Below are 14,625 nucleotides of genomic sequence, written 5' to 3' on the forward strand. Positions count from 1 at the left end.
CGAGCCGCTCCCTTCCAACTCCCGGAGATGTACGGCTGCTTCCGCGGCCGTATCCTCTGTGCGATGAAACGGGGGAAACGGCGGCTCGCCGTGTGGGGTCTGACCGCGCTCGCCGCACTGGCGGGCGCGACCTGGGGGATATGGCTGGTACAGCACCGGCTCTTCCGGTTCGGCCCGCACGACCAGCCGGTGTACGACGCCGAACGCAACGCGCTCTACGAACCGGGGTCGGGCGCGTGGCGCGATCTCGACTCGTACCGACTGCAGTGGTACACGCCCGACCCACCTCAGATGCCGTACGTCGTGCCGCTCGTGGGCGCGGGCTGCTTCGCGCTCACCGTGGTCGCGGTGAGCTGGACCGTCAAGCACCGCCGGATGGTGGGGGAGTCCTGGCTCGCCTTCGTGCGGCGGCCCCTTGCGATGCTGCTCCGGTACCTCCTGTTCCTGGGCCTGACCTGGATCGCGTTGGCCTTGCCCTTCCTGGGCAAGGGCGAGGAGCTGGACGACCTCCTGGCCGACCGGCCCACCGCGATCTTCGTCGCCGTCTGCGTCGGCCAGATGGCGGTCCCGCTCCTGCTGGTGTACGCCCCGTGGGCGGCGCACCGGCTGTTCGGACTGGTGGAGGTCGTCTTGGCCATCCAGGCCGCACGCTCAGACCGCGTCGCCGCCGGTACCGCCAGACAGGAAGCCCTTCGGGGAGTGGCGCAGCAGGCCGACCGGTTCCGGCTGTCCGCTTCCCACGACCTCTCCTCGCTGGCCTGGGCATGGCGGACCGAGGCGCTGATCGACCTGATGGCCGAGCGGGGAAACGACACCGACGTCCTCGACCGCCTGCTGGGGGACGGCCCTTCGGCGCTGGGTGCTCCGCAACACACCTTCGAGCGGATCCTCGCCACGATCGGCCGACCGGGAATCCAGCACACCGTGGCGCGGGCGTTCATCCTCCGCTACGAATGGACCGGGGCGGTGGTCGATCTCGAACGAGCGATCACCCTCCTCACCCCCCTCGCGGCCCGACCCCGCCCCTGGTTCTGGTTCACCCTGGCCCAATGGCACTCCGTCTGCCGCACCACGGCCCGCGCCTTGACGGCCCGGTACGAGTTGCGCGGGGACCCCGCCGACCTCGACCGAGCCCTCGCCCTCGTACGAAAAGTCAGGCGGCGGTACCCGTCCACGGCGGCCAACCACCTTCTTGAGCTCCATCTCCTGCACTACCGGGAAACAGGGGACCCGGCAGCACTGACCGAAGCCGTCCGAACGGGACGGCGCGCCGAACCCGACCCCCACATGGTCCGAGCCCTCCTCGAACGGTTCACGGCCCACGGCGACCACGACGACCTCGTCCAGGCACAGGACCTGGCCCGGCGCCTCGTACGGGAGAACGGACTCGGCAGCCCGGGGCACGCCGTCTGCCTGACGGTCCACGCCCAGGCGCTCGCCGCGTCAGGCGCCACCGAGGAGGCCGCTCGCTGCCTGCGGGAGGCGGCCGACAGCCCTTCCTCCCCCCTGCAGGAGAGGCTGGCCGCCGCGATGAGCCTCGGTGAACTCGGCGCCGGAGGACCCCTGTCCGCCGAGGGCTACGGGACAGCGGTCGAGCTCCTGCCCCAGCTGGCCTGGGTCGGGCTGCGCCGCGACGACCAACGGTGGCTGCTCAGCCGCTGGCAGGGCGCGTCCACAGCCGCCGCCGCGGCCGCGATCACCGCCGGCCACGTGGAAGAGGCGGTCGAGATCCTGGAACACGGGCGCGCCGTGATGTGGGGGCAGCTCGCCCGACTGCGAGGCGGCGTCGAGGCCACCCGGGCCTCCGATCCCGAACTGGCCCGCCGCCTCGACGAGATCCGAGCCGAACTCGACGTACCCGACGAGCCGGGGTGGCGATTCAACCAGGCGGGCGCCGACGTGGAGCGACGCATCCGCCTGGGCCGGGAGTGGAACGAACTGTCCGCGTCCCTCGGCATGAGCAGACGGCGCGACTACCGGGAACTCTCCGCAGCAGCGGCCGACGGGCCCGTCGTGGTGATCAACGTCAGCCCGTCACGGTGCGACGCGATCGTCCTCCTCCCGGACGCCAAGCCCGTGCTCGTACCCCTCGACAGGCTCGACCACGCCGAACTCGTCGCATGGGCCCAGCAGTCGGTCGACCCCGACGGCCGGCATCAGGCCATGCTCAACGTGATCGCTCCACGCCTCTGGGACGACCTCGCGGTTCCCGTCCTGCGTGTCGTCGCCCCCCACCTGGGGGACGAGCGACGCATCCGCTGGTGCCCGACCGGACCGCTGGCCGCACTGCCCCTCCACGCCGCCGGACACCACACCCGGCCCGACGGGCCCGCCCTGCTGGACGAGGTCGTCTCCTCCTACACCCCCACGATCAGCGCCCTCCTGCGATCCGGCGAGCGTGTGGTGGAGCCCCGGGGAAGCCTCGCCGTCGCCGCACGCCACACTCCCGGCAGGCCCGACCTGCCTGCCGTGGACGAGGAGGCCGGGGAGTTCCTGCGGCACTTCCCCGACGCCGTGCCGCTCAACCCCGCACACGTCGCCGACGTCCTCGCACAGCTGCGCGGCGCCCACTGGGTCCACTTCGCCTGCCACGCCGACGCCTCCGGACTCGCCGTCACCGACGGCGTGGTCACCCTCGACCAGCTGGCCGACCTCCGCCTGGCGGACGCCGAGTTCTGCTACCTGTCGGCCTGCAGCACCGCCGCCCCCGACCCACGCGCCTACGACGAATCCGTGCACCTGGCCGCACTGCTCCACCTGCAGTCGTTCGTCCACGTGGTGGGCACCCTGTGGGAGGTCGACAGCGACAAGGCCCGGCACGCGGCCCGGGAGGTGTACCGGACGCTCACCGAGCAGGGCGCACCCGACAGCACGCGCGCCGCACAGGCCGTCCACAACGCCGCACAGTCGCTGCGTCGCGCGGCCCCGCGCGACGTCGACGTCTGGTCTTCCCTCCTGCACATCGGACCGTAGAGGAGTGCATCACGTGCCCAGCCCCGCACGACGCTGGCCCTGGCAGCGACGGCCGCGCCGAACGGCCCCGGACACCGAAGACCGGCGAGCCGCCGAGGTCACCGAGGAACAGGCCGCCCTGGGCTGGCTCTGTGTCAACCTTCCCGACCTCAGGCAGAAGGCCGACAGGTTCGGATGGCGGGCGGACCTCGACCGGGAACTGTCCGAGGTCCGCGCGGGCAAGGCCGCCACCGAAGCCCTGCGCGAACTCCGACTTCGGCGCGAGGGATCCCGCGCCTCCGGGCTCCCGGCCGAGGAGACCTGGCAGGAGCGGCCCGTCATCGAGCGGTTCCGCTGCCCGCACGGCCGCTGCCCCGCACGGGGGCGCAACGCCGACGCCACCGAACCGCGCTGCCACCTCGACGGGACCCCGATGCTCGCCGAGGACGGTGGCTGATGGACGGCATCCTCTCCGACCTCGGCAAGCGCATCGCCGACCGCTGGTTCGCCTTCCTGATCCTGCCCGGCGTGCCCTTCGCCGCAGCCGTGATCGTCGCGTGGGCGATGGCCCCCTCCGGCCCCGCCCACGCACTCGACCTCGACGTCCTGGTCCGGCGCCTGGACACCCTCGCCGCCACCGCCCGGACCACGAAGGGCATCGTCATCGGCTGCCTGCTCGTCGCCGCCGTCACCGTGGTCGCCGTCCTCGTCAGGGAACTGAGCCTGGTCGTGAACCGGCTCTGGCTGGGCAGGTCCGCCGCCCTCTGCCGGCTCATGCGCGCCGGCATCCGGCGGCGCCGCCGACTCGCCCTCGACACCGCCCGCCGCGGCGGCTACGCCGTGCCCGAGCGCTATCTGCCCCACCGCGCCACCTGGATCGGCGACCGCTTCGCGCTCGTGGACGAGCGGGTCGCCGCCCAGTACGGCGTGTCCCTCGCCCGGGTGTGGCCCCGCCTCTGGCAACTCCGCGACGACCGCACCCCCAAGGTCGTCTCCGCCGCCTGGGACGACTACGCCGCCGCCACCGTCCGTGTCGCCTGGGCCGTGCCCTACCTGCTCGTCTCCCTCTTCTGGTGGCCCGCCGCCCCCCTCGCCCTCGGACTGGTGCTCCTCGGCTGGTCCCAGGGGCGCCGCGGCGCCGACGACTTCTGCGTCAGCTGCGAGGCCGCCATCGACGTCCAACTCCGGCGCCTGGCCCACATCGTGGGGGTCCCGCTGCCCCACCAGCGCGTGACCACGGCCGAAGGCCGGCAGATCGACGGCATCCTCGCCAAAGGCGCCTACATGCCCCGCCCGGACGAAGGCACACCGCCGCCACCCTGACGTACGGGCACGGGTTACGACGCGGCGGTGTCCGCCGGGGTCAGGGGCCGGGCCTGGGCGATGAGGAGGGCGACGTCGTCGTGGTCGTCCGGGTGCCGCAGGGCCTCCAGGAGCCACCGGCAGAGGTCCTGCAAGGGACGATGCGGTCCGCCGAGGCTTTCCAGCAGGGTGTCCAGACGCTCGTCGATCGGGTGGAAGCGGGTCTCGACGAGACCGTCGGTGTACAGCACGAGCCGGTCGCCGGGACCCAGATCGAAGGCGGTGGTGACGAATGGCACCCCGCCGACACCCAGGGGCGCGCCCGTGGGCAGGTCGAGGAGTTCGGGGGGCCGCCCCGCACGGACCACGGCCGGCGGGAGGTGTCCGGCATTGGCGATGTCGCACCGGCGCCGGTGCGGATCGTAGACGGCGTAGAGGCACGTGGCGATGTAGTGCTCGAGCCCGCTGGTGATCTTGTCGAGATGGTGCAGGACCTGGTCCGGAGCGAGGTCGAGGTCGGCGTACGCGCAGGTGGCGGTCCGCAGCCGCCCCATGGCCGCGGCCGCGTCGATGCCGCTGCCCATCACGTCGCCGACCACCAGGGCCGTACGGTCGCCGGTCAGCGGGATGACGTCGTACCAGTCGCCTCCCACCTCGCTGGAGGCCTGGGCCGGCTGGTAGTGCGAGGCCACGTCCAGGCCGGCGAGACGGGGGTGCCGGCCGGGCAGCAGGCTGCGTTGCAGGGTCTCGGCGGAGTTGCGCACGCTCTGGTACCAGCGCGCGTTGTCGATCGCGACCGCGGCACGGGCGGCCAGTTCCCCGGCGAGGATCACATCGTCGTCGTCGAAGGGCAGGGGATTGCGGGTGCGCATCAGGTCGAAGGCGCCGAGAACCTCGTGGTGGGCGATCAGCGGCACCGCGAGGTAGGAGTGCACGCCGGCCCGGGCGAAGGCGTTGGCGGCGTCCGGGTCGCGGGCGATGCGCAGCAGGTCGTCCGGTCCCGTGTGGGCGACGACGACGGGCCGGCCGGTGTGGACGCACTGGGTGATGAGCCGGTCGGCCCCGTAGGCGGCGAGATCCCCCACCGCGTCCGCCGCGGCGAGGGCCTCGGTGGGGTGGGCGGAGGCGACGGCGAGCGCCCGGAACAGCTCCGTCCCGTCATGCGGGCCGTTGGTGCGGCGGAAGGCGAGGACGGCGTCGAGGACGTCGACCGCCGCGAGGTCGGCCAGGTCCGGTACGGCGACCTGGGCCAGCTCCTGAGCAGTCCTGTCCACCTCCAGAGTGGTCCCTACGCGGGCGGAGGCCTCGGCGATCAGCGACAGACGGCGCCGGGCCCGGTCCGCCTCGATGGTGACCCGGTGGCGCTCGCTGACGTCGACCACCGAGTTCGCCACACCGAGCACCCGCCCGTTGGCTCCTTCCAGCCGGTAGTACGACACCGACCAGGCGTGATCGCGGTCCGGATCGGCCAGGGTGCGGCCGACGACGTACTGGTCGATCAGCGGAGTGCCGGTGAGCAGGACCTGCCGCAGCGCGGACTCGACCGTGTCGATGCCGGAGAACGGATGGATGTCCCTGGGGCGGCGGCCGATGTGATCGGCGGCGGGAACGCCGTTGATGCGCTCGAGGGCCGGGTTCACCATCGAATAGCGCAGGTCGGTGTCCAGGAAGGCGACACCGATGGGCGACTGGGACACCAGCCGGTCCGAGAGCGCGAGCCGGGCCTCGATCCCCTCCAGAGCGACCTGATCAGCGGCGATGCCCAGGGCGTAGACATCACCGAGATCGTCCGTCAGCCGCATGTTGCGGAACTCCACGAGCCGCGTGCTGCCGTCCTTGTGCCGTACGGGGAACGCCCCCGCCCAGCTCGCCCCGGTGGCCATGACCTCGGCGAACAGCCGGCTGACCAGATCGCTGTGCTCCTCGTGGACCAGCAAACGGGCCGCGTGCCGGCCCAGCGCCTCCTCGGCGGTGTAGCCGAAGACGTCGTTGGCCTGCGGGCTCCAGAACACGATCCGTCCGCCGCTGTCCAGGACCACCGCGGACACGCTCAGCAGATCGAGGAGCCCGCCCGGTGGGAGGGGCCCGGTCTCACGGGCCTGCACGTCGGCCCCGTCGGATCCATCCAGCTCCATCTCCCGGCTCCCTCCATGGCGGCGCCCGAGGACCGGCCACCCTCCATGGTGCCCTCTCCACCGTGCACCTCACGAGCGGAGGACTCCGTCGCGTGGCCGCGACCGGGGCTCGTCCGGCTGGGTCGACGGGCCCCGGAAGGCGGGCGCGGCCGGGCGGGCCGTACGGACATGCCTCAGTCTCCTCAGGTGCCTGTCCCAGGCGCCTGATCCTCAGGTCCCACATGTGTTCCGGCTCGGCCGCCCGGCATGACGGCACGTACGAGTGTGCCCGCACCCGTGTCGACCAGCTCGAACGCGCCGCGAGATCCTCGGCCCGCTCCGCCGTCGAGCGGAGCCCGACGCCCTTGCCGCGCTCCGCCGGGACGGCGTCCGCGCTGTCGCGGATCTCGACGGTGACCGCGTCACCGGCCAGGATCACCGCGGCCTCGGCCCGGTCCGCGTGCGCGTGCCGGACCGTGTTGTTCAGCGCCTCGGAAAGGGGGGATCTCAGTAGCGGAGGAGCCCCGCGTCGATGCGTTCCCAGGCGGCCCGCAGCCCGTCGAGCCGCGCCTGCTCGTACGGCGCCCGGTCCGCCTGCTCGCGGGAGTCCTCGGACAGGTGGAAGAGCTGGTCGCGGCCGGACTTGCCCCGGTAGTACTTCCAGTCGCCGCGGCGCAGCGCCCGCTCGCCCCGCACCCGCCAGAAGAGGTCCCGCTCGGGGACCTCGGCACCGCGCAGCAGGTGCCCGGCGAGGCTGGTGCCGTCGAGGGGGTAAGCGGGGTGGGGGCGGGCCCCGGCCAGGTCGAGCAGGGTCGCCGTCCAGTCGGGCGTGAACACCGGCAGGTCGCTCACCTGGCCGCCGTCGATCCGGGCGGGCCACCGCAGGATCGAGGGGACGCGGATGCCGCCCTCCTGGAGCGAGCCCTTGTTCCCGGCGAGCGGCCAGTTGTAGGAGAAGCGCTCGCCGCCGTTGTCGCTGGCGAAGAAGACGAGGGTGTCCTGCTCCTGGCCCGAGCGCCTGAGCGCCTTGAGGACCTGCCCGATCGAGCGGTCGAGGTCCTCGACCATCTCCTTGTACTTCTCGACGGAGCCGCCGTCCTGGTGCCAGAGGGCGGAGCGGTCGCCGGCCTTGATGCGGCGCACGATCTCGTCGCTCGTCTCCTTGTCGCCGTCGGCGATCCAGGGCCAGTGCGGGGTGGTGAAGTTCAGGTTGAGCAGCCACGGCTTCTCGTGCTCGCGGCTGACGTACTCCTCCGCGCGCTCGGTGATGATCCGCGTGTAGTAGCGGAGGTCCTTGTACTCGGCGTCGCCCTCGTAGAGGTCGTACTCGCCGCCCAGACCGAGCTTGGAGTAGTACTCCAGGGCCCCGCCGAAGTTGCCGAAGAACTCGTCCCAGCCGGAACGGGTGGGGGAGTAGTCGGGCAGGTAGCCGCAGTGCCACTTGCCGATGAGGGCGGTGGCGTAGCCGGAGTCCCGGAGCAGCGAGGCGAGCGTGGGATGGGTGGGCTCGAGGCCGGCGGACCTGTCGGCGATCGGCTCGGCGAGACCGCCCTTCGTACGGCCCGGGTAGCGGCCGGTGTAGAGGCTGAAGCGGGTGGGGGAGCAGGTCGCGGAACCGGAGTAGGCGTCGGTGAAGCGGACGCCCTCGCGGGCGAGACGGTCCAGGTGGGGGGTGCGGATGTGCGGGGAGCCGTAGGAGGAGAGGTCGGCCCAGCCGAGGTCGTCGCCCAGGATGAAGAGGATGTTGGGGCGCCGCGAGTGGCGGCGCGGGTGCGCGGCCCGGAAGGGACGCTCCTGCGGGTGGGTCGAGGGCGTCGCCTGTGCGGCGGGCGCGCTGGCGCCGAGGGCGGCCGCGGCGGCGGCACCGGCGGCGGCCCCGCCGAGGGCGCGGCGGGACAGGGGCGTGGACATACGGATCTCCAGAAGGGCGTGCGGACGTACGGGCGTGCCTCCGGGGCCCGGCGGGCGGGGGACGGCGCCGCGGGCGGGGCGGGCGGAGGACCGTGAGGGTGCGGCGCGGTGAGCGGGAGCCGAGCCGTCAGGCGCAGCGACAGACCGCGCTCGCGACACGGACGAGGTCCACGTGCCGGCGCTGGACGAGGGTGACCGAGCGGTCACGCGGGGGCTGCATGAGGCAGGAGTCTCGTCGGGGCGGACGGGGGCGTCAACGGCGTACGGGCTGGTCGACGCGCGTAGTTCGCATGATCGAAACGCCCTCGCAAACCCGGGGAGCAGCGTGGGGCGACATCGCTCCCGACGGTCCGCGGCCCCGTCGGCGACCAGGGCGCGGACGGGGCCGTTCGGTGTGCAGGGAGGGCAGAGAGCGGAGAGTGCAGGGAGTGCCGAGGCGGGCGGGCGGCGACGATACGACAGGTATGGGGCGTCGGCGCGCGGCCGTCGGCTCAGCGGCGGAAGACGGTGACCCCCTCGACGATCGTCTCGTCGACCGACGCTTCCTTGATCTCCTCCGTGGGGACGGCGAACAGGTCCCGGTCGATCACGACCAGATCCGCGTACTTGCCGACGGCCACCGAACCGCGGTCCCCGTCCACGAAGTTGGCGTAGGCGCTGCCCATCGTGTACGCCTCGATCGCTGCGGCCAGGTCGATCGTCTGGCCGGGCACCCACGCGTCCCCGCCGTCGGGGGCGCGGCGGGTGACGGCGGTGTAGAGGTGGGCGAGCGGGTTCATCTCGGCGACGTTCCAGTCGCTGGAGAAGGCGAGCCGCGTGCCCGCCTCACGCAGACTGCGGAACGCCCAGGCATGCGGCCAGCGGTGTTCGCCGACGCCCTCGGCCCAGTCCTTGCCGGGGCCGGCGACGTCCGGGGCGCAGTGCCGAGGCTGCATGCAGGCCACGACGTCGAGGGCCGCGAACCGGCCGACGTCCTGGGGGTGCAGGCACTCGACGTGGACGAGCTGGTGGCGGGCGTCGCGGGGCCCGTTGGCGGCGCGTGCGGCCTCGTGGGCGTCGAGGGCGGTGCGGATGCCACGGTCACCGGTGGCGTGCGTGAACGTCTGGAACCCGCGCCGGTCCAGCTCGGTCAGGACGTCCGCGAACTCCCCGGGCTCGTAGAACGTACGGCCCCGGTTGCCGGGCTCGTTGGCGTACGGCTCGAACAGCGCGGCCGTGTGGGGCTCGATGACGTCGTCGATGTAGAGCTTGAGCGGACCGACACGGAACCGGTCGTCGTCGAACCGCTTGGCGCACCCCTGGAACTCGTCGAGCTCTTCGGCGGTGGTCCCGTGCGGATGGAACAGCGCGGCGATGATCCGCGAACGCAGCCGTCCCTCGCTCCTGGCCCGTTCGAAGAGGAAGAGGTCGTCGGGGGAGTTCTGCGGTTCGACGACGGTGGTCAGACCGTTCTCCGCGGCCATGTCGAGCGAGGCGCACAGGCGCTTGTAGCGGCGCTCCTCGCTCGCCCAGGGCAGGAACTCGGCCAGCGCGCGCTGGCCGCGGCGGGCGAGACCGAGGACGGCGAACCCGGTGACGAAGCCGGTCGGCTCGCCGGTGGCGGGATCCTTCTGGACGACTCCCCACGGCAGCCGGCCGGTGTCCCGGGTGATGCCGAGGCGCCGGAGAGCGGCGGTGTTGAGCCAGACGCTGTGGACGTCGTACGTGAAGACGAACGCGGGCCGGTCGCCGGTGACCGGGTCCAGGTCGGCGGCGGTGGGCATGCGGCCGCCGGGGATCGCCCCGTAGTCGAAGGCCTCCGCCTCGATCCACTCTGCGTCGGGGTGCGCGGCCGCCCATGCCCCGATGCGGGCGTGCACCTCCTCCAGGGTGTGGGCTCCGGCGAGCTGCACGGAGTCGGAGTCGGAGCCGAGGCGCACGTGGTTGTGCGCGTCGACGAAGCCCGGGAGCAGCATGCGCCCGCCGAGGTCGCGTACCTCCGTCGCCGGTCCGGCGAGCGCGCAGACCTCGGCGTGCGTGCCGACGGCGCTGATCCGGCCGTCGGTCACGGCAACGGCCTCGGCGCGCGGGAGGTCGGGGTCGACGGTGTGGACGCGGGCCCGGGTCAGGATGAGATCGGGTGCGGGGCTCACGGAGGCTCCTTCGGATCAGCGGGTGAGGGTCGGGGAGAAGCGGGGGCGGAGGGTGTGCGCCCGTCAGGTGCGGGTGACGCCCACGGCATCGGCCGAACCGCCGGAGAGCGCGTCTTCCGCGGTCGTGGCGGTCGTGGCGGTCGCGTCGGGGGACGGCCCCGCGTCCGGTGCCGGGCGGCATGCCATCAGGCACACGGCGCTGACGGCCGCCATGCCCGCGAAGGCGAGCGCGACGGGAACCCAGGAGTCGCCGAAGGCGGAGTACAGCCAGGTCGTCGCCGCGGGGGCCAGGGTGCCGAGCAGGCCCGCGGTCTGGAAGCTCATGGACAGGCCCGTGTAGCGGACTCGCGGCGCGAACCAGCCCGCGGCGAGGGTGCCCAGGGAGGCGTACGCGATCGTGCTGGCGAGCATGGGCAGGCACATGGCGAGCCACAGGCCGGCGATCGAGCGGGTGTCGGCGAGCCAGAACATCGGGAAGGCCGCGACCAGGTGCAGCAGGACGCCGATGAGCGTGACGCGCCGCAGGCCGTACCGGTCGGCGAGCAGCGCGCTGAGCGGGGTGCACACGATGACGACGACGGAGGCGGCGGTTCCGGCCCCGGCCGCCTGGGCGTCGGTGAAGCCGAGCTCCGTGACGGCGTAGGTCGACATGAAGGTGACGACGACGTAGTAGCCGCCGACGGTGATCAGGAACGCGCCCGTGGCCAGCAGCCACGTCTTCCAGGCGTGCCGCAGTACGCCGACCACGGGGGCGCTCTCCTTGTCCCGGCCGCCGGGGCCCGCGGCCGCCTGGGCACGCCGGGCTGCCTCGAACTCGGGCGACTCGTCCATGGAGCGGCGGATGACGAGACCGACCACGACGAGCACCGCGGACAGCAGGAATGGAAGGCGCCACGCCCAGTCGGCCAGGGCGTCGTGCCCGAGCAGTGCGATGAGGGCGAAGACACCGGTCGACATGAAGTAGCCGACACCATCGCCCACCTGCGGAAAGGATCCGAAGAAGGCCTTGCGGCGCGGCGGCGCGTGCTCGACCGCGAACAGAACCGCTCCGCCCCACTCGCCTCCCACGGCCAGTGACTGGATCATGCGGATCAGCACGAGGAGGAGGGGTGCGAGGACACCGGCCTGGTGGTACGTGGGCAGCAGGCCGATGCACACGGTGGCGGCGCCCATGAGCGTCATCGACCAGATGAGCGCCTTCTTGCGGCCGTGCCGGTCGCCGATGTGACCGAAGAGGACGGCGCCCAGCGGGCGGCCGAGGGCCCCCACGAACAGGGTCGCGAAGGACATCACGGTGCCCAGCGCCCGGTTCATCTCGGGGAAGAAGAGCTCGGGGAACACGAGTGCGGCGGCGGTGGCGTAGATGCCGAAGTCATACCACTCGACGGTCGTGCCGATCATCGAGGCCGTGGCGATCTTCCAGGGCCCGGAGCGGCGTGGCGCCGCGGCGGCGGGGGCTGCGGCGCCCGTGGACTGACTCATACGTGGCTCCTTGGGGGACATCGATTGGGTTCCGTGTGGACCCAAAAACGATGGGGCGACGCTAGGTCCCTCCCAGTGGGCTGTCAATAGGGTTCGGTCCGATCCCAATAGACTGACCGGGCGGAGCGGAACGGAATCGAGAGTCGAGGGGCAGGCCATGGGCGGCACGAGCGTGAGCCGGAACGACGGCGCGGGCAAGCGGAACGAGGGCCCGGGCAAGCAGGGGGACGGGGCAGGGGAGCGGGGTGCGGCGGGAGCGAACGGCGCCGCAGGGACGAACGGCGCCGCAGGGGTGAGCGGCGCCGCGGCCAGGCAGGCGCCCTCGCACGCCGTCGTGGCCGAGGCGCTGCGCCAGCGGATCGCGCTCGGCGGATTCGGCCCCGGGGACAAGCTGCCGACCGAGCGGCACCTCGCGACGGTCTTCGGGGTCGGTCGCAACACGGTCCGCCAGGCCGTACGGGAACTGGCCGAGGAGGGACTCGTCGTCACCACCCTGGGCCGCTCCGGCGGTACGCGGGTCGCCCCGGCACCCCCGGGCGGCCGCCACGGCCGGGCGGTGATCGCTGCCGGCATCCGGGCCTCGCTGCGTGACTACATGGAGTACCGCCAGGCCATCGAGCCGTTCGCGGCCCGTCTCGCGGCCGAGCGCGGCGCGGCGTCGGGCCGGCGGGGGCTGGTCGACATGCTGGACGCGAAGGTCGCCGACCTCGGCGAGTACCACCGCGCGGACACCCGCTTCCACCTCGGCGTCGCCGAGGCCGGCGGCAACGAGGTGCTCGCGGAGGCCGTCACGCGGGCGCGTACCGAGATGTTCGTGGCGGGCAACGCGCTCTGGCTGGGTTCCGACTGGACGCCGGTCTATCCGACCGACCGGGACTTCGGGCGCGCCTTCCGGGAGGAGCACGAGGCGATCGCCCTGGCGGTCCTGTCGGGCGACGGGGAGACCGCCGAGCGCCGGATGCGCGAGCACCTCCAGGAGTCCCACCGGCAGTTCCTCGCCCTCCTGGACCAGTTCGCCTCGGCCTCCGACTGACGGGCGTCCCGGGCGCGGCGGCGGTATCTGGTTCCGGGGGCACCGCCCGCCTCGCGATCGGCTGCGACGGGCGAAGCGGTTGACGAGCGCGGGGGCGGACGCCTAGGGTCCGAATTGGGTTTGCTACAGACCCATTAATTCGCTCGTTCCGACAGGAGCCCTCCGTGCACGCTTACGACGAGGACCTCACCCAGCAGGTCATGGGCCATCTCCTTGACCGGCTCCGCCTCGACCCTCCGCCGCTGGGCCGGCTCGGCGAGCACGAGGAGCTCGCCCTGGCGCTGAAGGATGCCATCGGCAGCGGGCCGCGCCGACCGGCCGAGGTGCTGCGGACCTACACGGACGCGCTGGAGCCGACGGTCGTCTCCTGCGATCACCCCGCCTTCCTCGCGTTCATCCCCGGGGCACCGACGAAGGCCGCCGCCCTGTTCGACATGGTCCTCTCCGCCTCCTCGCTCCACGGCGTGTCCTGGCTGGAGGCCTCGGGCGCCGTCGCCGCGGAGAACCAGGTCCTGCGGCTCTTCGCCGACCTGGCCGGAATGCCCCAGAGCGCGGGTGGGTGCTTCGTCAGCGGTGGTTCGGCCGGCAACCTCTCCGCGCTGGTCGTGGCGCGGGACACCGGCAGGCGCCGGCTGGGCCTGGCCGCGACGGCTCCCGTCAGGATCGCGGTGAGCGACCAGGTCCATTCCTCCGTCGGCAACACGCTGCGGATCATCGGCGTCGAACCGCTGGTCGTTCCGACCGCCGACCACCGGCTCACGGGCGCAGCCCTCGCGGAGGCGCTCGACACGGCGGCGTCCGACGGCGGCGCGCCGGTCGTGGCCGTCGTCGCCACCGCCGGCACCACGAACGCCGGCATCATCGACGACCTCGCCGGCACAGCCGAACAGGCCCGGACCCGTGACCTGTGGCTGCACGTCGACGCCGCCTACGGCGGTGCGGCCCTGTTCGTACCGGAGCTCCGCGCGCGCCTGCGCGGCATCGAACACGCGGACTCCCTCGTCGTCGACCCGCACAAGTGGATGTTCGCGCCGTTCGACTGCGGGGCCCTCCTCTACCGCGAACCGCGCCTCGCCCGCGCCGTGCACACCCAGGACGCGTCCTACCTCGACGCCATCCACGGAGCGGACGGAGAGGACCACGAAGCGGACTGGAACCCCAGCGACTACGCCTACCACCTGACCCGCCGCCCGCGCGGCCTGCCCCTGTGGTTCTCCCTCGCCGTCCACGGCACCGACGCCTACCGCGACGCCGTGGCCCGAGGCGCCGAGATCGCCCAGCACACGGCCCGCCTCGTCGAAGCGAACGAAGGCCTCGAACTGCTCCGGGAGCCGGAGCTGACGGTCGTCCTGATCCGCCGCGCCGGCTGGAACCCGGAGGACTACTACGCCTGGTCGAAGCAGCTCCTCGCCTCCGGACTCGCCTTCGTCACCCCGAGCGTCTGGGAAGGGGAGACGGTCGCCCGCCTGGCCTTCCTCCACCCCGGCATCACGGAGGAGACGGTCGAGTCGATCATCAACTCCCTGACCCAGGGCGCCTGACGACCTCGGCGACCGGACCGGGGACTCTTCGGCCGTCCCGGCGAGGGCCTGCGCCGACCACCGGTGGTCGATTCGCCGAGTTCGCCGGCGACCCGGTGACCGCCGAACGGGTCCTGGGGGGTGCCGTGTCGATCAGGCCGGTGCCCCGCTGGACCTGG

General features: G+C 72.9%; 10 protein-coding genes. 5 read left to right on the forward strand and 5 right to left on the reverse strand.

Going from position 1 to position 14,625, the window contains the following annotated elements; translation table 11 throughout:
- The first annotated feature begins 63 nt into the window (after positions 1–63).
- From ACN9M0_RS38015 to ACN9M0_RS38025, 3 genes are read left to right on the forward strand one after another with little or no spacing between them, the layout of a single operon-like run.
- Positions 64–2,973, forward strand: coding sequence for a CHAT domain-containing protein (locus ACN9M0_RS38015; protein ID WP_399694917.1), 2,910 nt, complete (start codon positions 64–66; stop codon positions 2,971–2,973).
- A 13-nt stretch (positions 2,974–2,986) separates the two neighbouring features.
- The gene (locus ACN9M0_RS38020; RefSeq protein WP_399694915.1) at positions 2,987–3,409 is read left to right on the forward strand and encodes a hypothetical protein; all 423 of its coding nucleotides are present in this window, start codon (positions 2,987–2,989) and stop codon (positions 3,407–3,409) included.
- Entirely contained in the window at positions 3,409–4,275 is an 867-nt protein-coding gene (locus ACN9M0_RS38025; protein ID WP_399694913.1) for a hypothetical protein, read from the forward strand. The genes ACN9M0_RS38020 and ACN9M0_RS38025 overlap by 1 nt, the downstream gene beginning before the upstream one ends.
- 14 nt (positions 4,276–4,289) lie before the next feature.
- Here the strand turns inward: ACN9M0_RS38025 and ACN9M0_RS38030 are convergent, their stop codons facing one another.
- The 5 genes from ACN9M0_RS38030 to ACN9M0_RS38050 all read right to left on the reverse strand — a co-directional run bounded on the left by ACN9M0_RS38030 (position 4,290) and on the right by ACN9M0_RS38050 (position 11,893).
- Entirely contained in the window at positions 4,290–6,389 is a 2,100-nt protein-coding gene (locus ACN9M0_RS38030; protein WP_399694911.1) for a SpoIIE family protein phosphatase, read from the reverse strand.
- Positions 6,390–6,875: 486 nt separating this feature from the next.
- Positions 6,876–8,279, reverse strand: coding sequence for a sulfatase (locus ACN9M0_RS38035; RefSeq protein ID WP_399694909.1), 1,404 nt, complete (start codon positions 8,277–8,279; stop codon positions 6,876–6,878).
- Between the two features lie 127 nt (positions 8,280–8,406).
- On the reverse strand, positions 8,407–8,499 hold the full coding sequence (locus ACN9M0_RS38040) for a putative leader peptide (protein WP_352028280.1): 93 nt from the start codon (positions 8,497–8,499) through the stop codon (positions 8,407–8,409).
- A 271-nt stretch (positions 8,500–8,770) separates the two neighbouring features.
- Positions 8,771–10,411 (reverse strand): amidohydrolase, encoded by a 1,641-nt coding sequence (locus ACN9M0_RS38045; RefSeq protein WP_399694907.1) that lies wholly within the window; start codon positions 10,409–10,411, stop codon positions 8,771–8,773.
- 63 nt (positions 10,412–10,474) lie between these two features.
- Positions 10,475–11,893 (reverse strand): MFS transporter, encoded by a 1,419-nt coding sequence (locus ACN9M0_RS38050; RefSeq protein WP_426405144.1) that lies wholly within the window; start codon positions 11,891–11,893, stop codon positions 10,475–10,477.
- A 157-nt stretch (positions 11,894–12,050) separates the two neighbouring features.
- Between ACN9M0_RS38050 and ACN9M0_RS38055 the strand changes: the two genes are divergently transcribed.
- Positions 12,051–12,926: a FadR/GntR family transcriptional regulator gene (locus tag ACN9M0_RS38055; RefSeq protein WP_366040143.1), complete on the forward strand. Its 876-nt coding sequence runs from the start codon at positions 12,051–12,053 to the stop codon at positions 12,924–12,926.
- 164 nt (positions 12,927–13,090) lie between these two features.
- A complete protein-coding gene (locus tag ACN9M0_RS38060; RefSeq protein ID WP_399694902.1) occupies positions 13,091–14,467 on the forward strand; it encodes a pyridoxal phosphate-dependent decarboxylase family protein in 1,377 nt (458 codons plus the stop codon).
- Positions 14,468–14,625: the final 158 nt, after the last annotated feature.

Origin of the sequence: Streptomyces sp. R-07 (assembly GCF_049913175.1) — a bacterium.
Classification (GTDB): Bacteria; Actinomycetota; Actinomycetes; order Streptomycetales; family Streptomycetaceae; genus Streptomyces.